Here is a 22,094-nt window from a genome sequence, read left to right as displayed (position 1 = left end):
CTTAGTTAGCTTTGCCTGATTCTTTCGTACGAATTGAATCTTGTGCAGCACGAAGAATATCGATTTGTTCAGACAAAGCAGAGTTATCAACAACACAAACGTCACGCAATTTGCCAAAATCGGTAGACAGTTTGACCCGCAAACGATAAGACATTTGGTCGGCGGAATTATAGACATGTAAAATCTTTCCAACGATAATGCCTGCAGGAAAGACAGAAGAATAACCACTGGTAACCACATTATCATAGAGACGGAAATGCGCATGACGAGGTACATCGTCTACATACGCTTGAGAAACATCCCCACCTGTCCAATGTAAATAACCGAAATAGCCTCGTCCTTGGATAACACAGCTGATGTTAGACTGCGAGTTTAAGATTGGAATTACAATGGAATAATGTTTTGAAGTGAGGTAAACAATACCCACAACTCCCGTTCCACAGACCACTCCCATGTCTTTTTTTATGCCGTCAACTTCGCCCTTATTAATCGTAATGAGATTGTCAAGACGACCCACTGTCATACTAATGACCTTGGCAGGGATTAGTCGATAGGGCTGCAAACTCTTCACTAACAGACTCTTTTCCATCGTTGAATCTGCAGCAGAGTCACCTATTTGTTTCTCTAATTTGTGGAGTCTTTGTTCTAAATAGAGGTTGCGTTGGGTCAGTTCTGAATTGATTTTAGATAATTGGAAATAAGATTCTATCTCAGAACTTGTCTCATAAAGTTTTCCTGTTACAGCGTTGGCAGACGAAAACCACACGCTCCCTTGATAACTGTTGAATTGAAACAGCAATACGAAACTGACTGCTTCCAAAAATAAAAACAGGAACCAATAATTATATTTAACAAGAAAATCTAAGAGATTACGCATAACCAGACCTTATCATGAAATATTAAGTGTTAGCAAAGAACTTTTTACTTGCCAACACTTAACATTTGTTTTATCGCATCAAGAATGAGAAACGATCTATATTCTTGAGAGCAATTCCTGCACCCTTTGCCACACTATGCAATGGATCTTCAGCAATGTGGAAAGGTATATTAATCTTATCTGTCAGTCGTTTATCAAGACCACGCAGCAAAGCTCCACCTCCACTGAGATATATTCCGTTTCGAACGATATCAGCATAAAGTTCAGGCGGTGTATTTTCTAATGCTGAAAGAACAGCATTTTCAATCTTTGCCACAGTCTTATCTAAGCAATGTGCTATCTCTTGATAGCACACAGGAACTTCCATTGGCAAGGCCGTTATGCGGTTAGGTCCATGGACAATGAAATCTTCAGGAGCCTCATCACCAAGATCAGACAATGCAGAACCTACATGAATCTTAATTCGTTCAGCCATACGTTCACTCACTTTGACGTTGTGTTGACGGCTCATATACTCTTGAATATCTGCAGTTAAGTCATCACCTGCTGTGCGAATAGAGTTGTTACTAACGATACCACCGAGTGAGATGACTGCAATCTCAGTGCTTCCACCACCGATATCAACAATCATGTTACCCTCTGGAGCTTCCACATCAATTCCAATTCCGATAGCAGCAGCCATCGGTTCGAAAATCAAATAAACGTCACGACCATCTGCATGCTCAGCACTGTCACGCACAGCACGTAGTTCTACCTCGGTAGAACCAGATGGAACACCAATTACCATGCGTAAAGATGGAGACCAAAGACGTCTGCCTGAATGCACCATCTTTATCAATCCACGCATCATCTGCTCACAAGCGGTGAAGTCAGCAATAACTCCATCGTGCAAAGGTCGAATGGTTTTGATGTTTTCGTGAGTCTTTTCGTACATCATTTTTGCCTTGGCTCCCACTGCAATCATCTTGTCAGTGCGTCGGTCAAGGGCTACAACAGAAGGTTCATCGACTACAATCTTATCATCACTGATAATGATTGTGTTCGCTGTACCAAGGTCCATTGCTATCTCTTGAATAAAAGAAAAAAATCCCATATTTAATTAATTATTTTACAAACCAATTATGAATAGCTGTATCGTAATGGCTACTTACACCGAATGCACGTTCTGCAAACAACTTACGATCTTCGATTTCAGTTTGTGCACCATTGCGCTTCAGCAAATCAAGCAACACACTATATTCCGCTTTACTTGGCACAATAACTACATCTTTGAAGTTTTTTGCACTGGCACGGATAAGTGAAATACCACCTATATCAATCTTTTCTATAATGTCTGCTTCGTCAGCTCCGCTTGCAACTGTTTGCTCAAAAGGATAAAGATCAACAATAACGAGATCAATAGATGGAATTTCATATTCTTCTATTTGAGCCAAATCATCTTTATTTTCACGTCGAGCCAAGATACCACCAAATACTTTCGGATGCAACGTCTTTACGCGACCACCGAGAATAGAGGGATAAGTTGTAACACTTTCTACTGTTTGACATTCGTATCCCAAAGACTCTATAAACTTATGAGTACCACCTGTTGATAGGAGCTTTACCCCCTCTTCATGTAGTTTTGCGAGTAATTCCTCTAAACCATCTTTGTGAAAGACCGAAATCAACGCGGTCTTAATTTTTTTTGTTTCAGCCATTATAATTTCGAAATATATAATATATTTGGGAGCAAAGTTACTAAAAACTGCTGATAGAATCCACTAAAACAACAAAAAATTGTATTTTATTTGTCCACTGAATGCTGTTCTTCAACTTTTTTAGCAGCTTCAAGTAACTTAATCGCATCTACATATTGTGCGATACCTTGTGCCACATCTTTAGCCGCTTTCATAGCCAAAACAACTGTCTGAGGACGATGAACTACATCACCTCCTGCAAACACTCCACGACGTGTTGTCATGCCAAAAGGGAAGTCAACTACTTTCACATAGCCTTTCTCATCAACTTCAATCCCCTCTGTAGTACTTACAATTCTGTTAGCTGGACGACTACCAATAGCGAGATATATGCGGTCAAAAGGTTCTATAGTTTCGCCTTTAGGGGTATTCAAACGGCATGCTGATAAACGACCGTTTTCACCTGCAATAAACTCTGTTACAGAGGTATTCCATCTGAATTCTACACCTTCATTAACAGCTTGTTCATATTCCGCCTTGATAGCAGGCATATCTTCTTGGGTGCGACGATAAAGCACTGTAACATCCGCTCCAAGGCGAATAGCAGTGCGAGCTGCATCCATTGCGACATTACCTCCACCGATAATACCTACTTTTTCACCATCTTTCAAAGGCACCATATCACGTCCTATAGCGCCCTCATTGTAACTATTTACATTATGAAGGAAGTAAGTACTCTGACTAACACCACGTAATTGTGCACCAGGAGTACTATTCATATCTTGAGGTATTGCAGTTCCTGTACCCATAAAAATAGCATCGAATCCTTGACGAAACAAGCTATCAACTGTTACACCATCCTCCCCAACAAGCACATTACATATAAAGTTTACGCCTAAAGCTTCTATTTTTTCAATCTCTGCTCGCACCACTTTTTTGGGCAATCGGTATTCGGGAATACCATACATCAGTACACCTCCTGGCTCACTTTGCCCTTCATATATAGTTACACTGAAACCTTTACGGGCAAGATCACCAGCAACTGTCAAACCAGCGGGCCCCGAACCAATAACAGCTATCTTACCTCTATCCTTCTGAGGAAGCTTTTCACGCGTCAGCTTCATCTTGGTATCAAAGTCTGCAATAAACTGTTCTATCTTCCCAATCTGTATTGGTTGTCCTTTCTTATTCATCACACAATGCCCTTGACACTGCTTTTCATGCGGACAAACTCGGCCGCAAATAGCAGGAAGATTACTCTTTTCATTGATAATGCGCATAGCATCTCCCATATTACCCATACTCAATGCATGGATAAAATTAGGAATTTCGTTCTCTATCGGGCAGCCTTTCCGACACTGTGGGACCTTGCATTGCAAACATTTTTGAGCCTCAGCAATAGCCTCGCGCATGCTAAATCCTTCGTCAACTGCTTGAAATGAATTGATTTCTTCAACACTCATACTATCTTTCTTACTCGCTAACATATCAATTTTGTAATGTTGAGTTTGCAAAACTAAGCATTTAATTACAAATTAAGGACAAAAGAACAAGGCTTAGAAAACATATTAACATTAATTAAATATAAAGCAAACTGAATCAAACCTGATATGCTTTTATTTCTCCATTCAAATGTACATACAACAGCGTTAAAACATTCTTGACTGATATTCTAATCCAATTGCTTAACAAATAAAAAAGAGAGACCGAAGCCTCTCTTATTATCTTTTCATCTAAAGCCGATGTTTTAACCCAAATATTTCATCAAAATCTTTGCATAACCACTATCACGAAGTTTTGCAATACTCTTTTCACGAATCTGTCGAACGCGTTCACGAGTTAGACCAAGTTGGTCTCCAATCTCTTCAAGTCCTTTCTCATGACAACCTATTCCAAAGCATTCGCGTATGATAGTAATCTCGCGTTCCTTCAAAACTTTACGCAAAACAGACTCCAACTCAAGTGCCATTGATTCGTGATCTACCTGTTTATCCGTGCGACTATCGTCACCTCCAGCCATCACATCCACCATACTATTGTCTTCACCCTCTTGAAAAGGTGCATCAATACTCACATGATGACTGTCAGCCATTAAGCTTTGATCAATTTTTTCCTCTTCAATCTTCGTAGCATGTGACAACTCTGACAACGAAGGTTTACGCTGATATTCTTGTTCAAACTTATTAATCTCGCGGTTAATCTTATTCAATGAGCCAACCTGATTAAGCGGAAGACGCACTATACGACTCTGTTCGGCTATTGCTTGAAGTATACTTTGCCGAATCCACCATACAGCATATGAGATAAACTTAAAGCCACGGGTCTCATCAAACTTCTCCGCTGCTTTGACAAGTCCTATATTTCCCTCGTCAATTAAGTCGGTCAGAGAGAGTCCCTGGTGCTGATATTGCTTGGCAACTGATACAACAAATCGAAGATTGGCAGTGACTAATTTTTCCTTTGCACGCTCACCATCACGACCACCCTTTTTGATCTTTTGCGCCAACTCAATTTCTTCGTCAATTGAAATCAATGGAGCACGACCAATTTCTACAAGGTACTTGTCCAAGGCTTCACTCGAACGGTTCGTAATACTCTTCTGAATTTTTAGCTGTCTCATCCTTCTTACCTTATTCTTTCTTTATAACCTGATAACCAACTCTATACGCATTACCTCATTATAAAAGGCTTGCAAAGGTACACATTATTAAAATACAAAACAAGTAATACTTTGAATTATTATTGTTTTTTATGAAATTCACAAAGCTATTTTGTGTTATTTAAGATTTCACTCATACTGAAACTTAACTCAAAAACAATGAGAAAACTTTCTGCACAAGATGAAATCATTTAGAATTGGAAATAGATAAATGGTTGAATCGTTGAGCTCTTTACCTGAATAACAATGTAAATCACGGCCGTAATCAGTACAGCATAAACCACAACATTACTTCGTTTTAGAGCTCCAACGATAGCCTCTTGCCAACGATCAGGCAAGAAATGCGTCACAAAACCAAACACCATAAAGGCCAATACATATTTATATCCATTGACAAATTGCAGTAACAATTCGGGATGGAAATTCATAAATATTTGTCTAATCATAGTCCATCCTGCAGCAAATGTATTCTGTCGGAAGAAAATCCAGGTGAAACAAACGAAATGGAACGTGAGCACGACAGCCAAAACCTTCTTGATTCCACGCGACACATAATTACGATCATGATGCATAATATGTTGACTAAAGAACTTATGAACAGCTAAAGCCAAGCCGTGCATACCTCCCCAAGCCACAAAATTGAGGCTCGCACCATGCCAAAGACCTCCCAACAGCATCGTGATAATCAGGTTTATATACTGCCGAACCTTTCCTTTTCTGTTGCCACCCAACGAGATATAGATGTAATCGCGTATCCAAGTGGACAGAGAAATGTGCCAACGCCTCCAAAAATCTGTTATACTTATCGACCTATATGGTGCGTTAAAGTTCTGTGGAAAGTGGAATCCGAGCAACAAAGCAATACCGATTGCCATATCACTATAACCGCTAAAGTCACAATATATCTGTAGCGCGTAGCCATAAATCCCAACTAAATTCTCCAAACCGCTATAGAGCATAGGGTTATCAAAGATTCGATCGACAAAGTTAAGACTAATATAATCGCTGATAACAGCTTTCTTAAATAAACCTATAATGATAAAATACACCCCACGAGCAAACATATCATTCGTGATAACAATAGGTTTACTGATTTGCGGAGCGAAATCCGATGCACGCACAATTGGGCCTGCTACCAACTGCGGGAAGAACGAAACATAAAATGCATAGTCAAGAAGATGTGGCAGAGGCTTAAGACTTCGGCGATAGACATCAATCGTATAACTCATGCTTTGAAAGGTAAAGAAGCTGATACCCACTGGCAAGAAGATATCCCATGGTTGGAAATTATGCCCTATCATTTGGCATATCATCCCAGCAAAGAAGTTGGTATACTTGAAATATCCAAGCAAACCTAAGTCTATTATAAGGCTTAACACAACAAGAGCCTTACGTTTTCGATCTATTGTTTTACGTGCTTCATCATTCTGACAACTATCATCTAATTGCTGAATACGCTTAGCAATAAAGAAATCACTGACCGTAACAACAGCTAAAAGAAAGAAGAATAATCCACTACTCTTATAGTAAAAGTAATAAGAAAAGAGTGTCACAAAGACGAGACGTGGCTGCAAACGATGACGAAGCAGCATGTATATAAACGAGAATCCAAGGAAAAGTATCAAGAAAAGTCCGCTTGAAAAGATGAGCGGTTCCTTTGGATTGTAACTGAGTAGACTGATAAGACGTTCTATCATTGTTGTTCTAATGCCTTACGGCGCTTATAATTATCAAATCCTGCAATAAAAGATGAGTACATTTTCTTGGCTACTAACTTCCCACCTCCAAAGCTTAAATGCGTATAATCCTTATTCGCGAGGTTGCCATCAACAAGTTTTTTCATGCTGCCTTGACCGCCCATAGCCTGATAAAAGTTATAAAACCCCACATGACAATCGGCAGCCAACTGCGCTTGCAGACTCACAAGGTCTTTCACTTCTTGAAGTGTGGTGATACCATCTGCTGTTCGTTGGTCACGATCGGGCACACTAACTACGAGAATACTGGCTTCAGGGAAAGCCAAACGAAGGGCTTCTATAGCCTTCTTCATCCTTTTCATATAGCCCTTTAACAAAGGAATGGTGTTGCCTTTAACAGCTTCATTCAATCCAAAATGAACGATAATAAGGTCGTAAGGACGTAAATGTGCAAAACCAGTCAATGTCTTTTGTGGAATTGCTTCAAGCTGAACACCAGACGCTCCGCGCATTGATAGGTTATCAAGGATTACTCCCCTATCCGATTCTAAAGCCATTCCGTAGAGTGTTGTATGGGGAGTTATCTCCGAGAAACGATAGCTAACACTGCTCATCTTCCCTTTAGTCTTGAGCATTTGAACATCATTTGACGCCGCGGTAAGATAATCAGAAGAAGGCAAACTGCCTGCTTGAACACTCACCCGCATGGCTTGTGGCGAACTGAAAAACAAGGTTGCATTGGTCCAATGGTCAACATGGGGCTGAGCTTTAGACCCATGTGCTGATGTTGTTGCATCCTCAGCACCCACAAAATAGCGTAGCGAAATCCCCTGTGTGCCTTGTCAAATGGCTTCTTTATAGCCGTATAAGCAGTGATTCCGTTTGATTTCTGACTGATAGTACGCCTTACTGTCGACGAAGGCATTGTGCAATCAATCCATCCAACGCCATCTCCTCCAAACCGATTCTGAAACATTGCACGCAAATCTCCAGTTAGAATATCACCTTCAATGAATGAATCTCCAAAATAAGCAATGCGAACAGGTCTGTCAAGTTGCTTCGAACGATCGAGCTGTGCATAAAAGAAAGCCATACCTCCAGGCTTCCCTTCTGAGTAATCTACTATTGGTTCTACGCCTTTCGGCCACTTTTCCTTAAACGAAATCACCTTGCCATGGTCGGTAACGGCAACCATTGCTTTCGGTGCTTTGGGTGCAGGCAATACATCACCTTCACTCTTTTGATTATTGGGAAATAGCTGACTGAGTATATTAACATGGCGAAGTTCGGTCCCATCTATGCTGATTGACGGCATAAGATGCATGAGAAGAAGAAAAAACACCACCAAACCTGCCAACGTAAAAGTTCTTACTGGCTGATCCATTACAAATATTTTTTACCTGAATTGAGTATGCGTTCTGTTGATAGTTGAAAACAATTTATCAGTAATCTTTTATACCTTACAAAGATAGCTGTGGCAGAAGGTTTTCTCAAATGCTTCACACATTTCAAAACAACCCTTTCTGACGGGCGACAAAGGTAAGCATAAAATCCGATAAACTATTGCTGTTTGCGAATAAATTTATCACGCAACTACACAAAAACAAATTCTTTATATAAACCAACTCTTATCAAGTTACATCGTAATTCGATGCAAATCATTGAGTGATTTGACGCTTATCATCGCATGTTTTGGCGCAGATTACAACACCAATTGATGCACTTTTGCACACCCTCCCTTTTGGTTCGCCTAACCACCTAATGCTCAACACATTACAGAACCAGAGAAGTAGAGAAATGAACGATTACTCCGCCCTATTGTTTCTAAGGCAATAAATAATACAAGCGATATTAGAAAGAGAAATGAGATTTATGGATATGCAAAACAATTTTATTGAGAAAACCTTTTCATTCGATAGATTTTAATCAACAAACACATTGATTCTAAATCAAAGCTAAAGTCAGGACAAAACATAAAAAGTAAAGAACAAGATGCCTATTTATTTGCAAATTGATAGCATTTTCACTCAAAAATAAAGCAAACATCACACAAAACTGCACAAATTAATAATCATTATAAGTTATATATCACCTGAAAACGTATTTTTTATTACCTTTGCATCATTACTTTTTAGGTTGTTCATACAAAGAGGTAGCAAGGATAACAGAAAACAACCTTCATTAAAATGGTTTGCTTATGAACATGAGACGCGTCGTTTTATTTATCATCATCCTCCTTCAAATCACCTTTTTCACTGAAGGTTATGGCATTTTCAGCCCCATTGATACAAACGAAATGAGTGACACGCTGCATGCTACTTTGTTAAGACAACGTGCTATCAAGACGATTCCTCCTGGCAATTATAGTGGCATTACCTATCTGGGTAATGACGATTATGCTGTTGTCAGCGACAAAGGTAGCCAGGAAGGATTCTTCACTTTCCATATTACACTGACAGAAAATGGTGAGATTAAACGAGTAGACAACAAGGTATTTACTCCACTTCCAGGTTCAAATCTTGACGAAGAGGCTGTGGCTTATAATCCTACAACGCATCATCTTTATATTGGAAATGAGGCTCCTTCTGAGATAATCGACTATGATATGGAGCGCAAAAAGATTGTTAATTCGACCGTTATAGATGATTATCGGCAACGGAGTAAAGTGAATCGTAGCATAGAAAGCCTCACTTATGACCATAAACGCAATCGACTCTTCACCATCAATGAGTCTTCTCTCACAGGAGATAATGGTTTATTGATGCGTTTGAAGCAACTCACGACAGACTTAAAAGAAGAGAAACAATTCTCTTATCTTATTGATGAGCCCTTAGAATCGACTGCAAAATGCGACAATCGACATGCTTATGGCGTATCAGATTTATTAGCATTAGACGACGGAACGCTGTTGGTGCTTGAGCGAGAACTTTATGTTCGTCCGCTGAAAATCAATAGCTGGGTAATGAATAAGGTTTTCCGTATTAAGCCAGGCAACCCACATAAGCAGTTTATTACAGGCTGGAGAACGTGGCTTCAGCTTGTAGATAATGACTTTGCAAACTATGAAGGCATGTGCGAAGGACCGAGATTGAGCGATGGTCGGCATGTTGTTGTGCTCTGTGCCGATAGTCAGGATCGTTATAAAGGTGTGTTAAAAGACTATTTTCGCACAATAGTCTTCTAACGATGTGCAAGAAAACAACTTACGATTTAACGCTTTTGTTTGAAGAAATCCTGAATCATTTGCCTACATTCTGCTTCTAACACCCCTCGCGTTACTACAGCTTTAGGGTGCAAGGCACGTGGCGCATAAAGCTGATAGCCACGCTTCTCATCGCTTGCTCCATAGACAATGCGTCCTATTTGTGCCCATCCAATGGCACCAGCACACATGACACAAGGTTCTACTGTCACGTAAAGTGTGCAGTCGGAAAGATACTTTCCACCAAGTAAATCGGCTGCCGCGGTGATGGCTTGCATCTCAGCATGTGCGGTAACATCATGCAGTTTCTCGGTCAGATTGTGTGCCCTGCTGATAATTCTATCATTACATACGATAACAACCCCTATGGGAATCTCTCCTTCGTCGGCTGCCTTTTGAGCCTCATAGAGAGCTTTTCGCATGAACTGTTCGTCTTTATCGTCTGTTTCTTTCATGCTTATTTTAACTTACAATGCCCCTTAACACCTCTCAAGTGAATATCCACAGGCTCATGGCCCAGTGGTTGAACCTCAATGCTTTTATAACAGGAATACTGAAGAGTCATATCCACTGTTGTCTTCAACAACAGGTGATCTATCGTCGTTCCCTCTTCTTCACTGATACTTGTCTCACTATAAGTATCATGAGCCTTCTTTCCATAGAAGGTGAGATTACCTATATGGGTGTGACTTAAATTTAATGTTTGCGAACCAACCGATATGGTTGCTTGCTTAAAGTTACAATGGTTAAGCGATAAATAGAGGTCACGCTGAAAATCGAATGTGTCAAGGCTAAGGTTATCTAATTGCAAAACCCCACCATTTAGATTTAGACTCCTCGCATCAGCAAGCAGCTTGAGCAACATAGCCCGTGGCAGTTTAATCCGCACAATCACATTATTAGTATAAGTATCTGATGTTGCTTCCTCTTCCGCCTCCGTTTGTTTAGCCCTATTTTCCACGATTTCATAGTCTTTGTTCTCAGCCTTAAACTTCGCCAACTCGTGCCCTATTAGAATGTCTAAGATGCTGCCTTTCATCTTCACATCAAGGACTTCTGAAGGATAATCAATAGTAACTTCGTTCGTTTTATCATCAGGAATTAATTCCACGACATAGCCCTGACTGTCATCCGAATATTGAAGTAGGGAAACAAAAGCCTGAACTGCCGTTATGTTTTGCGTTTTCAGTATACCTCTTGTGCTCGTTTGGAAATACTTTGTTGGCGCTTTTAGTGAAGTGGTTGATACTATCAAAATAATCATATAGGTTGCTGCTATGAGCCCGATAATTATCTTTGTTGTTGTTTTCATTGCCGTTCCTCCTTCCTTTACATACGATCTATTACTTCCAACTCACACAAACGGCGATAAGAAAGCCAAAGATTCATCACACCAAGAATACCTATCCATGCCGAAACAAAATAGAAAGAGTACTCGCCTGGCATAGCAAAAAACAATGACAAAAGACCTCCAATAAGAACTAAGATAAAGGCCGATATCGTTGTTCCCAATAGAGGTTTGCGCGGAAAGACTAAGCTTCCGAGCATAAAAAACGAAATAGCAAAGACGGTCCATGCCATAGTTATCAATATATTTATTCGTATATCACTCGCCCGTACTATCCAAATAATGGGGCTTGCTATTTCGATATCCACTTTAGGTAGGGCCGGAGCGAATAGTAAAAAACGCACTATTTCGAGTCCATAAAAAATGAGATGAAACACAACCAAATAGCTTACAACGAATAACAAGGTGCGAGCAAGCCAATTTTCAAACATACTTACGGGCAGTGTCAGTACGTGAATGCGTCCTGCTTTCTGTTGACCATCGGTGAAAAATCGTGTGGCAGAAATGCAACTTCCTGCGTAGAGCAATAACGTTCCCCATATAGAAATCGCATTCTTAACGCTATCTGAGGCTTTACTTCCATCATCAGGATAATAAACAGAACTATAATATGTAACGCAAGACCATAACTCTATTACGAAAAGTATGCCTAAAAGTATGGCTGCAGAAATAAGAAGCGTACGCCGTTGTTCGGTCCATAGCTTACTTAAATAACAGAAAAATCGTTTAGAATCAAAGAAATCATTAGTCATGGTGTACCTCCTTTCCTTGCATGGCAGCCTCAAAATATGCTTCAAGGTCAGTGCCTGCTTTTAATTCTTCATTTCGAACAATTTCACTTCTATCAATGAGTAATACATGATTCAGCACGCTTTCAATGTCTTTCACCTGATGCGTTGAGATTACAAATATGCGTTCTGAACTGATACCTTGCTGGATAAAATCTCGGAATTGGCGTTTTCCCGGAATATCAAGTCCGTTGGTCGGCTCGTCCATCAGCAATAATTTCGTGTGTGTTGCCATGGCAAAACTCATGAAAATCTTTTTGCGTTGACCAAGCGAAAGTGCCCCTAACTGCACGTCAAGTGTCATGCCAAAAGTTTGTAAATAGATGTTCATATCGTCCTTAGAAAAGCGAGGATAGAAGACACTATTTGTCTTAATATATTGTTGAAGCGTTACATTTGGCAGTTCAAACTCATCAGGTACGAGAAAAATCTCACGCATTATAGAAGGTCGACGCTTACGAACATCTACACCATCAAGGATTACTTGTCCCCTATCGGGTGTCAGCAGACCAGCCATCATATATAATAAGGTGGACTTTCCTGCGCCATTCGGGCCCAGAAGACCATAGATTCGGCCAGACTGAAGCTGTAGATTGAAATCACTAAACACAGAATCTGAATGCTTAGGATAACAGAAACTTAGGTTTTTAATCTCCATAATTGTTACTTAAAATCACATCGAATAGCTCACACTACATTCGACATTGCAAATATAAATAACATTTTATAAATCATCAAACAATTTTAGAAATAAAATCTTCCCATTGAAAAAGGGAGCCATATACAAGCTATTTAGCCAAGTAATTTCATGATGAAAAACTTCAAACTCTAACAGAAATTTGGTCATCATTGGTAAAATCTATATCTTTGTGCAGTAATATAGTTTATTTATTCATACCACATGACAAACACAAGTGTTTCAAACAAACTTCTACTTACTGCGCTTCGGCAGAAAAATGAAGAGGCTTTCAATCTTCTCTTTAAGCAGTTCTACCCAAAGATGAAGTGCTTTGCAAGTCGTTTATGTGGCTGCGAAGACGATGCAGAGAATATTGTTCAGGATGTCTTTATGCAACTTTGGATGAATAGTGAAAAGCTCATGGGCATTGAAAATCTTGATGGTTATATCTTCACCATACTGAAAAATACAACGCTTAACTTTCTAAGAGATGCATTTCGCCATTCAACCATAAGCCTAAACAGCTCATTGATAGTAGAGGAACAAAGTGCTGCATGTGACCTTTTATACTATGATGAAATAAAGACTATGATTGATCGAGAGATTAATAAGCTTGCACCACAAAGACGAAATGTGTTTCTTTTAAGTCGAAGAGAAGGATTATCGAATGCCGAAATCGCTGAAAAATTGAATATTAGTAAGCGTACTGTAGAAACACACCTCATGCTTGCACTTCGTGATTTAAGAAAAGTGCTGGTGTTAATGTCCTTACTTGAACTAATCACTTTAATTAAATAAAACGATAATTCGCGTTTTAATTTATATTAACAATCATTGATTACGTGTATCATCGTTATTTAGTGTCTTATAGATATAAACCTCAATATAAGCATGAAACGAGAGAATCTAAACCATATAATCAACGATTTCTTCGATGGTATCACGCCTAAGAAATATTCAAATTACATTAGATATTGGCTAATGAAGGATATTCAAGTCGAAGAGAAAGATGAAGCCATGCTGCAAATATGGAATAATCTTCATGAAGAGGACATGAATGTTCAAGATGCTTTGCAACGATTTCAAGCAAATCGAAATGAATATGAGAACAAGATTCGGCAAAGAAATAAGCGCAAGAAGATACTACGCTGGGCAGCAATACTAATTCTACCAATCATAAGTGCAGTGCTTCCATGGCTATATGCGGAGAAATTCTTTGAACAGAAACAATTGGTTGAGTTCTATGTTCCAGAAGGAAAGATTGATTCTTTAATTCTTTCTGATGGCACAAAGGTTATTCTTAACTCAAATTCGAATATTCTTTATCCATCTTCTTTCAATGCACATAGTGGGAATCGTGATGTATATCTATTAGGAGAAGCCTATTTCTCGGTAGCTAAAGACACGAAACATCCCTTTATTGTACATTCAGGAAAGTTGAATATTCAAGTACTTGGCACAGAGTTTAGCGTCAAAGCGTATCCAAACGAGGAACAGATTACAACTACCTTAGTAAAAGGAAGCGTAAAGTTATATGATAAAAGCCATAACGAAATGATGAGCCCTAATGAACAAATCGTCTATAATAGGGCCAATGGACAATTGTCGAAACAATCTGTTCTTGCATCAGAATGCAATTATTGGATGCTTCATAATCTATCTTTTAATAACCAACCTCTTGGTAAAATACTCCAGGCAATAGAAAAACAATATAAAGTTAAGTTTGACATTGGTCGTTCTGTAGAAACAAATCAAAGATTTACCATGAACTTCACCAATAGAGAAACGATTGATGATGTAATGAAAGTAATCACCAAATTGAAAAACAACTTAGAATATTATAAAGATGGTCAAACAATAAAGCTTATCCAAAGCAGAAAGGAGGACACACATTAAGAAGACAGAAAGAACCTTAGCAATCAAATCTAAACAAATACATTTACAATCCGTTTTACTTTCATAATGGAATAAAACGATAAAAATATTATTAACCTTAAAGCAATAAAAGTGAAAAGAACAACCTTTCTTTTAGGTTTGTTTCTTTCAATGACTACTATAGGCATGAAGGGACAACATCAAGTAGTAAGACTCGACAAGACCACTACTACAGTCCAACAGCTTATTAGCACTATTGAGAAGCAAACCAATTTGTCTATCGACTATGGACAAAATGCCTTAGACCTGACCAAACAAGTTAAGGTAAATTCTAAAACTGAGAAATTAAGTGCATTGCTTGATGCAATGATGAAGGAGACAGGATTAGAATATTCGATATCAGGTCGCCATGTAATCCTAACCAAACCTACACCCCAAAAGCCAAAGAAAACGGGCCAAAAGCAAACCATCAAGGGGCAAGTGCAGGACGTAAATGGTAATCCCTTGATTGGTGTTACAGTGAAAGTAAGAGGAACAAACAATGCAGTGGTTACCGATCTTGATGGCAACTACACTATCAGTGCCAATCGTGGTGATATATTAGAATGCTCATACGTAGGCTTCACTACAAAGGATGCTCGTGTAAATAGCAATCAGTTAAATCTTACACTGCATGAAAACTCTAAGGAATTGAATGAAGTTGTTGTTACAGCCCTTGGCATAAAACGTGAACAAAAGGCACTCTCCTACAATGTACAGCAGGTTGCTGGCGACGCAGTATCTGTAAATAAGGATGCCAACTTTATCAATTCATTAAATGGAAAAGTTGCAGGTGTCAACATTAATGCTTCTTCATCAGGAGCTGGCGGAGCCTCTAAAGTTGTCATGCGTGGAGTTCGATCCATCATGCAATCAAGTAATGTTTTATATGTTATTGATGGTATTCCCATGCTAAATACAGGGAAAGAAGGTTCAACAGAATTTGCATCATCAGGTACATCCGAAGGTATAGCTGACTTAAATTCAGAAGATATTGAATCAATGTCTGTCCTTACAGGTGCTGCTGCAGCAGCCTTATATGGCGAGAAAGCATCAAATGGAGCCATAGTTATCACAACGAAGAAGGGCAACGTGGGGCACACTTTATTTACAATTACCCAAAATACAGAGCTATCAACAGCCTTCCACACTCCAAAATTCCAGAATAAATATGGTACAGGCTCTAGCATACGGGAAAGTGGTTCCGAATCATATAGTTGGGGACGACTGTTAAATGAAAGTAATTTCATGGGATATAATCCTATTGAGGACTACTTCAAAACAGGAGTAATGACAACAGAAGCCTTCACCATGTCAACAGGAACAGAGAAGAATCAAACCTTTCTATCTGCCAGTGCATTGAGGTCTGCAGGTATTGTTCCAAATAATAAGTATAATCGTTACAATTTTACTGTACGCAATACAACAAGTTTATTGAAAGATAGGATGATACTGGATGTTGGTACGAGCTACATAATTCAAAACGATCGAAATATGATTAATCAGGGAGTTTATAATAACCCTCTTGTTACAGCCTATCTCTTTCCACGTGGTAATGATTATCAAGACATGGCAATGTATGAACATTATGATACCACACGTAAAATATATGTACAGAATTGGGATGGTTTGATCAGTGAATTAGTAGGCCAAAATCCTTATTGGATTAACTATCGAACACCACGAACAAATAAGAAATACCGCTATATGATGAATGCTGGTTTAACTTATAAGTTTACTGATTGGTTAAGTTTAGTTGCTCGTATACGTATTGATAACTCTATAAATACTTATGAAGAAAAGTTTTATGCCTCAACAAACATGACACTAACGGGAAGTTCTAATGGAATGTACAACATACAGAAATCTGATGGGAAGCAAACCTATGGAGATGTTATAGCAAATATCAATAAACGCTTCTTTGAAGATAAATTATCTTTTGTTGCTAACGTTGGTGCTTCATTATCCGATCTTAAATGGAATCAACTTGGTAACAGAGGACCTATTGACGAGAATTTAATTCCGAATGTTTTCACAGTGACACAGATTAATCGTGCCAGGCTCATTCCCGAACAGTCAGGTTACCATGATCAAACCAAATCACTTTTTGCCAGTGTTGAGTTAGGTTGGAGAAGTCAACTTTATCTTACAATGACAGGAAGAAACGATTGGCCATCAATGTTAGCAGGACCTCACTCTAACAAATCGTCCTTTTTCTATCCATCAATTGGCAGTTCTTGGATTATTTCTGAATCGTTTAATCTTCCCCAACAGATTGATTACCTAAAGGTACGTGCATCATTTGCTTCTGTGGGACTATCATTTCCACGATGGTATGCAAATCCCAAATACACATGGGATGAAAACAAAAAGCAATGGAGCAGTCAGACAACATATCCAATGTATAACTTAAAACCAGAGCGCACTGATTCTTGGGAATTTGGTTTACAGACACGGCTGTTTAAACATTTTAATATAGACCTGACCTACTATTTAACCAAGACATACAATCAGACCTTTGACCCAAAGATATCAGCTTCTTCTGGCTATAGTAAGATGTATATTCAAACAGGAAATGTTAGAAATCAAGGATTAGAGTTAGCATTAGGATATAATAATACATGGGGAGATTTTTCATGGAGAAGCAATTATACATTCAGTATGAATCGAAACAAAATTAAAGAACTTGTAACAGCCTATGTACATCCTCAAACAAAAGCACTAATCACGGTTGATAAACTCGACGAAGGAGGTCTTGGTGCTGCACACTTTATCCTCAAAAAAGGTGGAACATTAGGAGATTTATATTCTCTTTCCGACATTCAACGTGATAGCAATGGGAAAGTGTACGTTGATGAAGATGGCAAAGTTTATAAAAATACAAATGTGGAAGACATAAAGCTGGGTTCAATATTTCCCAAAAGTAATATGGCTTGGCGTAATGAATTCTCATGGAAAGGGTTGAGCATAGGAGTGATGATAGCTGCTCGATTTGGAGGAATTGTTTACTCAGCAACACAGGCAAACTTAGATTACTATGGTGTATCCAAGACCACAGCTAACATTCGCGATAAAGGCGGAGTCCCTATTAACGATGGAGAGAACATTATTAATCCTGAAACTTGGTTTACAACTATTGGAGCCAGCGATGGTATTCCTATATTCTATACTTATAGTGCAACTAATGTTCGCCTTCAAGAAGCCAGCATAGGTTACACGCTTAAAAAGAACGTACTCTTTGGCTTTGGAGAACTTACATTCTCACTCGTTGGTCGTAATCTGCTGATGCTTTATTGTAAAGCTCCATTTGACCCTGAAACAACAGCTACAACAGGTAACTATTATCAGGGCATAGACAAGTTCATGACACCAAGTTCAAGAAACCTTGGTTTCAACATTAAACTTAAATTCTAATGTATCAAGACATGAAACATATAAATATTACCTTAGGAGTTGGCTTATGTGCTCTGCTTTTGACAACAACAATAAGTTGTACGAACAGCTACGAAGATTATAATCAAGATCCGTATGCAGTATCAAAAGAGGAGATGCAACGTAATGCTTACAGTTTAAGTTCAGCTCTTATAAACCTTGAAAGTTGGGTTATACCAACCGATGTAAATGCTAACCAATTTACAGAATGCTTATGTGGAGGTTCATATGGTGGCTACATCTCTGACTCTAACCCCGGTTTTGCAGGAAAGAACTTTGCACAATATAGTCCTGAGAATGGTTGGGATAGAGTATTATTCGTTGATTTTATTCCAAAGCTCTTTATCTATAGTAATCAGGTATATAATGTAACAGAAGATATTGTGCCTCGATCTGTAGCACAAATCATCAAAGTTGCCGGCATTCATCGCATTACCGATGCATATGGACCAATACCTTATTCTAAGGTAGGTGCAGATGGTAAAATCACCGCTCCATACGATTCGCAGGAAAATGTGTATAATCTCATGTTTTCACAGCTTGATAGTGCTATCACGAATCTGACTGCTAATCGCACAAATGACTTCAGCCCTAAGGCGGACCACGTGTATGGCGGTAAAGTAGAGAAGTGGATTAAGTTTGCCAATTCATTAAAACTCCGCTTAGCTATCCACATAGCAAAGGCTTCACCTGACAAAGCTAAACAAATGGCGGAAGAAGCCGTGAATCATACAATTGGTGTGTTTACAGACAACGCTGACAATGCAGAACTTACCATTTCAAGCACAAATCCATTCTATGTGGTCATGCATGAGTATAATGGAGTTGAGAATAATCACGGTGACTCTCGTGTAGGGGCTGATATTATAAGCTATATGAATGGCTACAACGACCCTCGTCGTGCTGCAATATTTACACAGTCAACCTTTACTAATGCTTCTAATGGATTCCATGGTTTACGCTCGGGCATTAGTATTCCAAGCCAAGCTGTTTCAAATATGTATTCGAACTATAAGGTTGCAACTGACTCTAAATTACTTTGGATGAATGCTGCTGAGGTAGCTTTCCTACGTGCAGAAGGTGCACTTCGTGGTTGGAATATGGGAGGAACAGCTCAAAACTTTTATGAGCAAGGCATTCGTTTGTCATTTGGGCAATGGGGAGTAACAGGTATAGACTCTTATCTTTCAGATAATTCCAGTACTCCAGAGCCTTATAATGACCCTGTAGGTCTTAATTCTTATAGTGGTTCTGTTTCTACAGCAACAATTGCTTGGAGCAACAGTGCATCTGAAGAAGAGAAACTTGAAAAGATAATTACCCAAAAATGGCTCGCTAATTTTCCATTAGGTCAAGAAGCCTGGACTGAATATCGCCGTACAGGATTCCCTAAGCTAATGCCTGTAGTTGTAAATAATAGTGGTGGAATCGTTAATTCAGAACGAGGAGCACGCCGTCTGTACTATCCACAGGAAGAACGTCTCAATAATAAAGAAAATAATGATGCAGCTCTTCAATTACTTGGAGGCCCTAACAATATGGCTACAGATGTATGGATTGCAAAATAGAACTATGCTAAATTTTAATGTAAAATTGATAATGAGAAAATTATGAAATATTATATTCAACATATCATTTTCGGAATTAGCACACTGCTCATGGCTTTCTCCATGGAGAGTTGTGACACAGATTACGAGCCCGTTAAAGTCAAAACACCAGGTATTTCGAATCAAAATCCCGAGTTATATGCACGATATCTCTCAGCCTTACGCACATATAAAAGTGGGAAACACAAGATTGTACTTGGATGGTTTGACAATAGTGAGAAGACCCCTGCTTCACAAGGTCAGAATATTATAGCAGTCCCCGACAGTTTAGACTATTTGGTTCTTACCTTACCTGAGAATCTCAATGATAGAGAACTTTCTGAAATGAAAGAGATAAAAGAAAAGAAAGGCATCCATACACTCTTTGAAATAAACTTCATAAGAATCAAAGAGGATTATGATGCAGAAAAAGAAGCTTTCGAAGATAATCCAGATAATGCTGGAAAGATTTTTAATTTGGATTTCAGAACCTATTTAGTCGATAAAGTTCAGAAGCGCTTAAAATTGTGTAGTACATTTAATTATGATGGGGTTGTTATGACTTTCTATGCTAAGACAAAGCTCTATATGACAGAAAAAGAGAAGACTGCTCAACGCACATTAGAGAATATCTTCCTCGGTATAGCAAAAGACTGGAAACAACGCCATCCAGAAAAGGTCTTAGCTCTTGCTGGGAAGCCCCAAAATGTTGACGACAAAAGTGTATTCGACCTATGTGAATATATTATAATCCCTTGCCAAGCATCTACGAGCGCAAGTGACATTGTGTATTCTATCAATAAAGCTGTTGTAGAAGGTGTACCAAACAATAAGATAATTCCGTTAGTATCCATGTATTCAAAAGACAAAACAGATACGAAGACTGGCTATTGGGGTAAATCTCTTTCAGTTTTAGGTACAGCAAAACTCGCTGCTCAACAACACACAGATTATCAGATTATAGGGTTAGCCATTGACAATGCCAATAATGATTACTATCATGTAAGGTTTGCATATCCTACGATAAGAGAAGCTATCTCTATAATGAACCCAATCGTTAAAATATAAAAATGATGAAAAATATATTTAAGTTTATCCCTCTATGGGCTACAATTCTTATTTTGACTGTGGCCTGTCAGAACAATGATGAAGATAATTTCTCCAACAAGGCTTTTATAGATGCCAAGGGAATGACTTCAGAAACCATTGTAAAAGGAAGCATCGGGACGCTTGTAAAGACAATTTCTATCAAAACTGCACGCCCGACAGAGAAAGATATTCATGCAGCCATTACTTATGACGGCACATTGTTAGAACTATATAACAAGAAGTATTATACATCAGCAGAACTACTTCCCGACAGCTGTTATAAAATATCAGAATCACAGATGACTATCAATAAAGGCTCGGTAAAAAGTAGTGAGGCAGCTATTCAGTTCCAAAATCTTGGAGGATTAGATCGTTCTAAAGTCTATGTTCTACCAATCAGTGTCCGCACTACTGACATAGACCTGTTATCCTCAGCCAAAGAATACTACTATGTGTTCAAGGCGGGTGCCTTAATCAATGTTGTTGGCGACATAGAGGGAAACTATTTGGAAATTTATCCATGGAAAACTTCAGGTCGTATTGATCACATGAATAAACTAACCATGGAAGCTCTTGTCTATCCTCGGGAATTAGACAAACTTATCTCTACGATTATGGGAATAGAAGGCAAATTCCTTATGCGTATAGGTGATGCAGGCCTGCCCCCTAATCAAATTCAGATTGCAACTTCTTATTCCAACTTTACAGACAGCAAACTACAACTCCAAACAAACACATGGCAACATGTGGCATTAACGTATGATGGAGATGATCAGACTCTAAAAGTATATATCAATGGTAAATTGATGTATGAAGAAGACAGAAGTATCAATATTAACTTAGAAGGTAATGGCTATGATCGTAATTTCCTTATAGGAAAATCTTATGACGATACCCGTGATTTGAAGGGCTGTATATCCGAAGTTAGAGTATGGGACGTGGTAAGAACCCAGGAAGAAATTGCCTCTCATATATATAATGTAGACCCAACAACAACGGGATTGGTTGCTTATTGGAAATTTGATGATAATTCATCACTCGTCATAAAAGATTATTCTGGCAATGGAAATGATTTGAAAGCAAATCATACGCTCTCATGGAAGAATGTTTCATTACCAGCAGCTAAATAACTTTTAATACTGATTAT

Annotated in this window: 17 protein-coding genes and 1 pseudogene; 7 read left to right on the top strand and 11 right to left on the bottom strand. The window is 38.7% G+C overall.

Annotated features, from left to right (window positions below):
- Position 1: 1 nt before the first annotated feature.
- From mreC to HMPREF9145_RS02040, 7 genes and pseudogenes are all read right to left on the bottom strand, one after another.
- On the bottom strand, positions 2–877 hold the full coding sequence (gene mreC / locus HMPREF9145_RS02070; RefSeq protein WP_021824560.1) for a rod shape-determining protein MreC: 876 nt from the start codon (positions 875–877) through the stop codon (positions 2–4).
- A 70-nt stretch (positions 878–947) separates the two neighbouring features.
- Positions 948–1,970, bottom strand: a complete 1,023-nt coding sequence (locus HMPREF9145_RS02065; RefSeq protein ID WP_021824602.1) for a rod shape-determining protein — start codon at positions 1,968–1,970, stop codon at positions 948–950.
- Positions 1,971–1,980: 10 nt separating this feature from the next.
- The gene (locus HMPREF9145_RS02060; RefSeq protein WP_021824748.1) at positions 1,981–2,574 is read right to left on the bottom strand and encodes an MGS-like domain protein; all 594 of its coding nucleotides are present in this window, start codon (positions 2,572–2,574) and stop codon (positions 1,981–1,983) included.
- Between the two features lie 86 nt (positions 2,575–2,660).
- On the bottom strand, positions 2,661–4,040 hold the full coding sequence (locus HMPREF9145_RS02055; protein WP_021824778.1) for an NAD(P)-dependent oxidoreductase: 1,380 nt from the start codon (positions 4,038–4,040) through the stop codon (positions 2,661–2,663).
- A 260-nt stretch (positions 4,041–4,300) separates the two neighbouring features.
- On the bottom strand, positions 4,301–5,173 hold the full coding sequence (locus tag HMPREF9145_RS02050) for a sigma-70 family RNA polymerase sigma factor (RefSeq protein WP_007134388.1): 873 nt from the start codon (positions 5,171–5,173) through the stop codon (positions 4,301–4,303).
- 230 nt (positions 5,174–5,403) lie between these two features.
- Complete coding sequence (locus HMPREF9145_RS02045) at positions 5,404–6,909, bottom strand: MBOAT family O-acyltransferase (RefSeq protein WP_021824676.1); 1,506 nt, start codon at positions 6,907–6,909, stop codon at positions 5,404–5,406.
- Positions 6,906–8,293: pseudogene (locus HMPREF9145_RS02040) on the bottom strand (SGNH/GDSL hydrolase family protein). Before HMPREF9145_RS02040 ends, HMPREF9145_RS02045 begins: the two are co-directional and overlap by 4 nt.
- 813 nt (positions 8,294–9,106) lie before the next feature.
- On the opposite strand from HMPREF9145_RS02040, the gene HMPREF9145_RS02035 reads away from it, so the two are divergent.
- A complete protein-coding gene (locus HMPREF9145_RS02035; protein ID WP_021824487.1) occupies positions 9,107–10,093 on the top strand; it encodes an esterase-like activity of phytase family protein in 987 nt (328 codons plus the stop codon).
- Between the two features lie 26 nt (positions 10,094–10,119).
- Here the strand turns inward: HMPREF9145_RS02035 and HMPREF9145_RS02030 are convergent, their stop codons facing one another.
- From HMPREF9145_RS02030 to HMPREF9145_RS02015, 4 genes are read right to left on the bottom strand one after another with little or no spacing between them, the layout of a single operon-like run.
- On the bottom strand, positions 10,120–10,566 hold the full coding sequence (locus HMPREF9145_RS02030) for a nucleoside deaminase (RefSeq protein ID WP_021824567.1): 447 nt from the start codon (positions 10,564–10,566) through the stop codon (positions 10,120–10,122).
- Positions 10,567–10,568: 2 nt separating this feature from the next.
- A complete protein-coding gene (locus HMPREF9145_RS02025) occupies positions 10,569–11,423 on the bottom strand; it encodes a hypothetical protein (protein ID WP_036906220.1) in 855 nt (284 codons plus the stop codon).
- A gap of 17 nt (positions 11,424–11,440) precedes the next feature.
- On the bottom strand, positions 11,441–12,211 hold the full coding sequence (locus HMPREF9145_RS02020) for a hypothetical protein (RefSeq protein ID WP_021824533.1): 771 nt from the start codon (positions 12,209–12,211) through the stop codon (positions 11,441–11,443).
- Positions 12,204–12,905: an ABC transporter ATP-binding protein gene (locus HMPREF9145_RS02015; RefSeq protein ID WP_021824755.1), complete on the bottom strand. Its 702-nt coding sequence runs from the start codon at positions 12,903–12,905 to the stop codon at positions 12,204–12,206. The genes HMPREF9145_RS02020 and HMPREF9145_RS02015 overlap by 8 nt, the downstream gene beginning before the upstream one ends.
- A 243-nt stretch (positions 12,906–13,148) precedes the next feature.
- Here HMPREF9145_RS02015 and HMPREF9145_RS02010 point away from each other — a divergent pair, with 243 nt between their 5' ends.
- From HMPREF9145_RS02010 to HMPREF9145_RS01985, 6 genes are all read left to right on the top strand, one after another.
- Positions 13,149–13,724 (top strand): RNA polymerase sigma-70 factor, encoded by a 576-nt coding sequence (locus HMPREF9145_RS02010; protein ID WP_021824665.1) that lies wholly within the window; start codon positions 13,149–13,151, stop codon positions 13,722–13,724.
- Between the two features lie 93 nt (positions 13,725–13,817).
- A complete protein-coding gene (locus HMPREF9145_RS02005) occupies positions 13,818–14,822 on the top strand; it encodes a FecR family protein (protein ID WP_021824629.1) in 1,005 nt (334 codons plus the stop codon).
- Positions 14,823–14,972: 150 nt separating this feature from the next.
- Positions 14,973–18,254: a SusC/RagA family TonB-linked outer membrane protein gene (locus tag HMPREF9145_RS02000; protein WP_231369738.1), complete on the top strand. Its 3,282-nt coding sequence runs from the start codon at positions 14,973–14,975 to the stop codon at positions 18,252–18,254.
- A gap of 11 nt (positions 18,255–18,265) precedes the next feature.
- Entirely contained in the window at positions 18,266–19,840 is a 1,575-nt protein-coding gene (locus tag HMPREF9145_RS01995; protein ID WP_036906295.1) for a RagB/SusD family nutrient uptake outer membrane protein, read from the top strand.
- 42 nt (positions 19,841–19,882) lie between these two features.
- On the top strand, positions 19,883–20,926 hold the full coding sequence (locus HMPREF9145_RS01990; protein ID WP_021824704.1) for a glycoside hydrolase family 18: 1,044 nt from the start codon (positions 19,883–19,885) through the stop codon (positions 20,924–20,926).
- A 5-nt stretch (positions 20,927–20,931) separates the two neighbouring features.
- On the top strand, positions 20,932–22,077 hold the full coding sequence (locus tag HMPREF9145_RS01985; RefSeq protein WP_021824604.1) for a DUF1735 and LamG domain-containing protein: 1,146 nt from the start codon (positions 20,932–20,934) through the stop codon (positions 22,075–22,077).
- The last annotated feature ends 17 nt before the right edge of the window (positions 22,078–22,094 follow it).

Origin of the sequence: Segatella salivae F0493 (assembly GCF_000477535.1) — a bacterium.
GTDB lineage: Bacteria > Bacteroidota > Bacteroidia > Bacteroidales > Bacteroidaceae > Prevotella > Prevotella salivae.
This window is presented reverse-complemented; position numbering and strand designations above follow the sequence as displayed.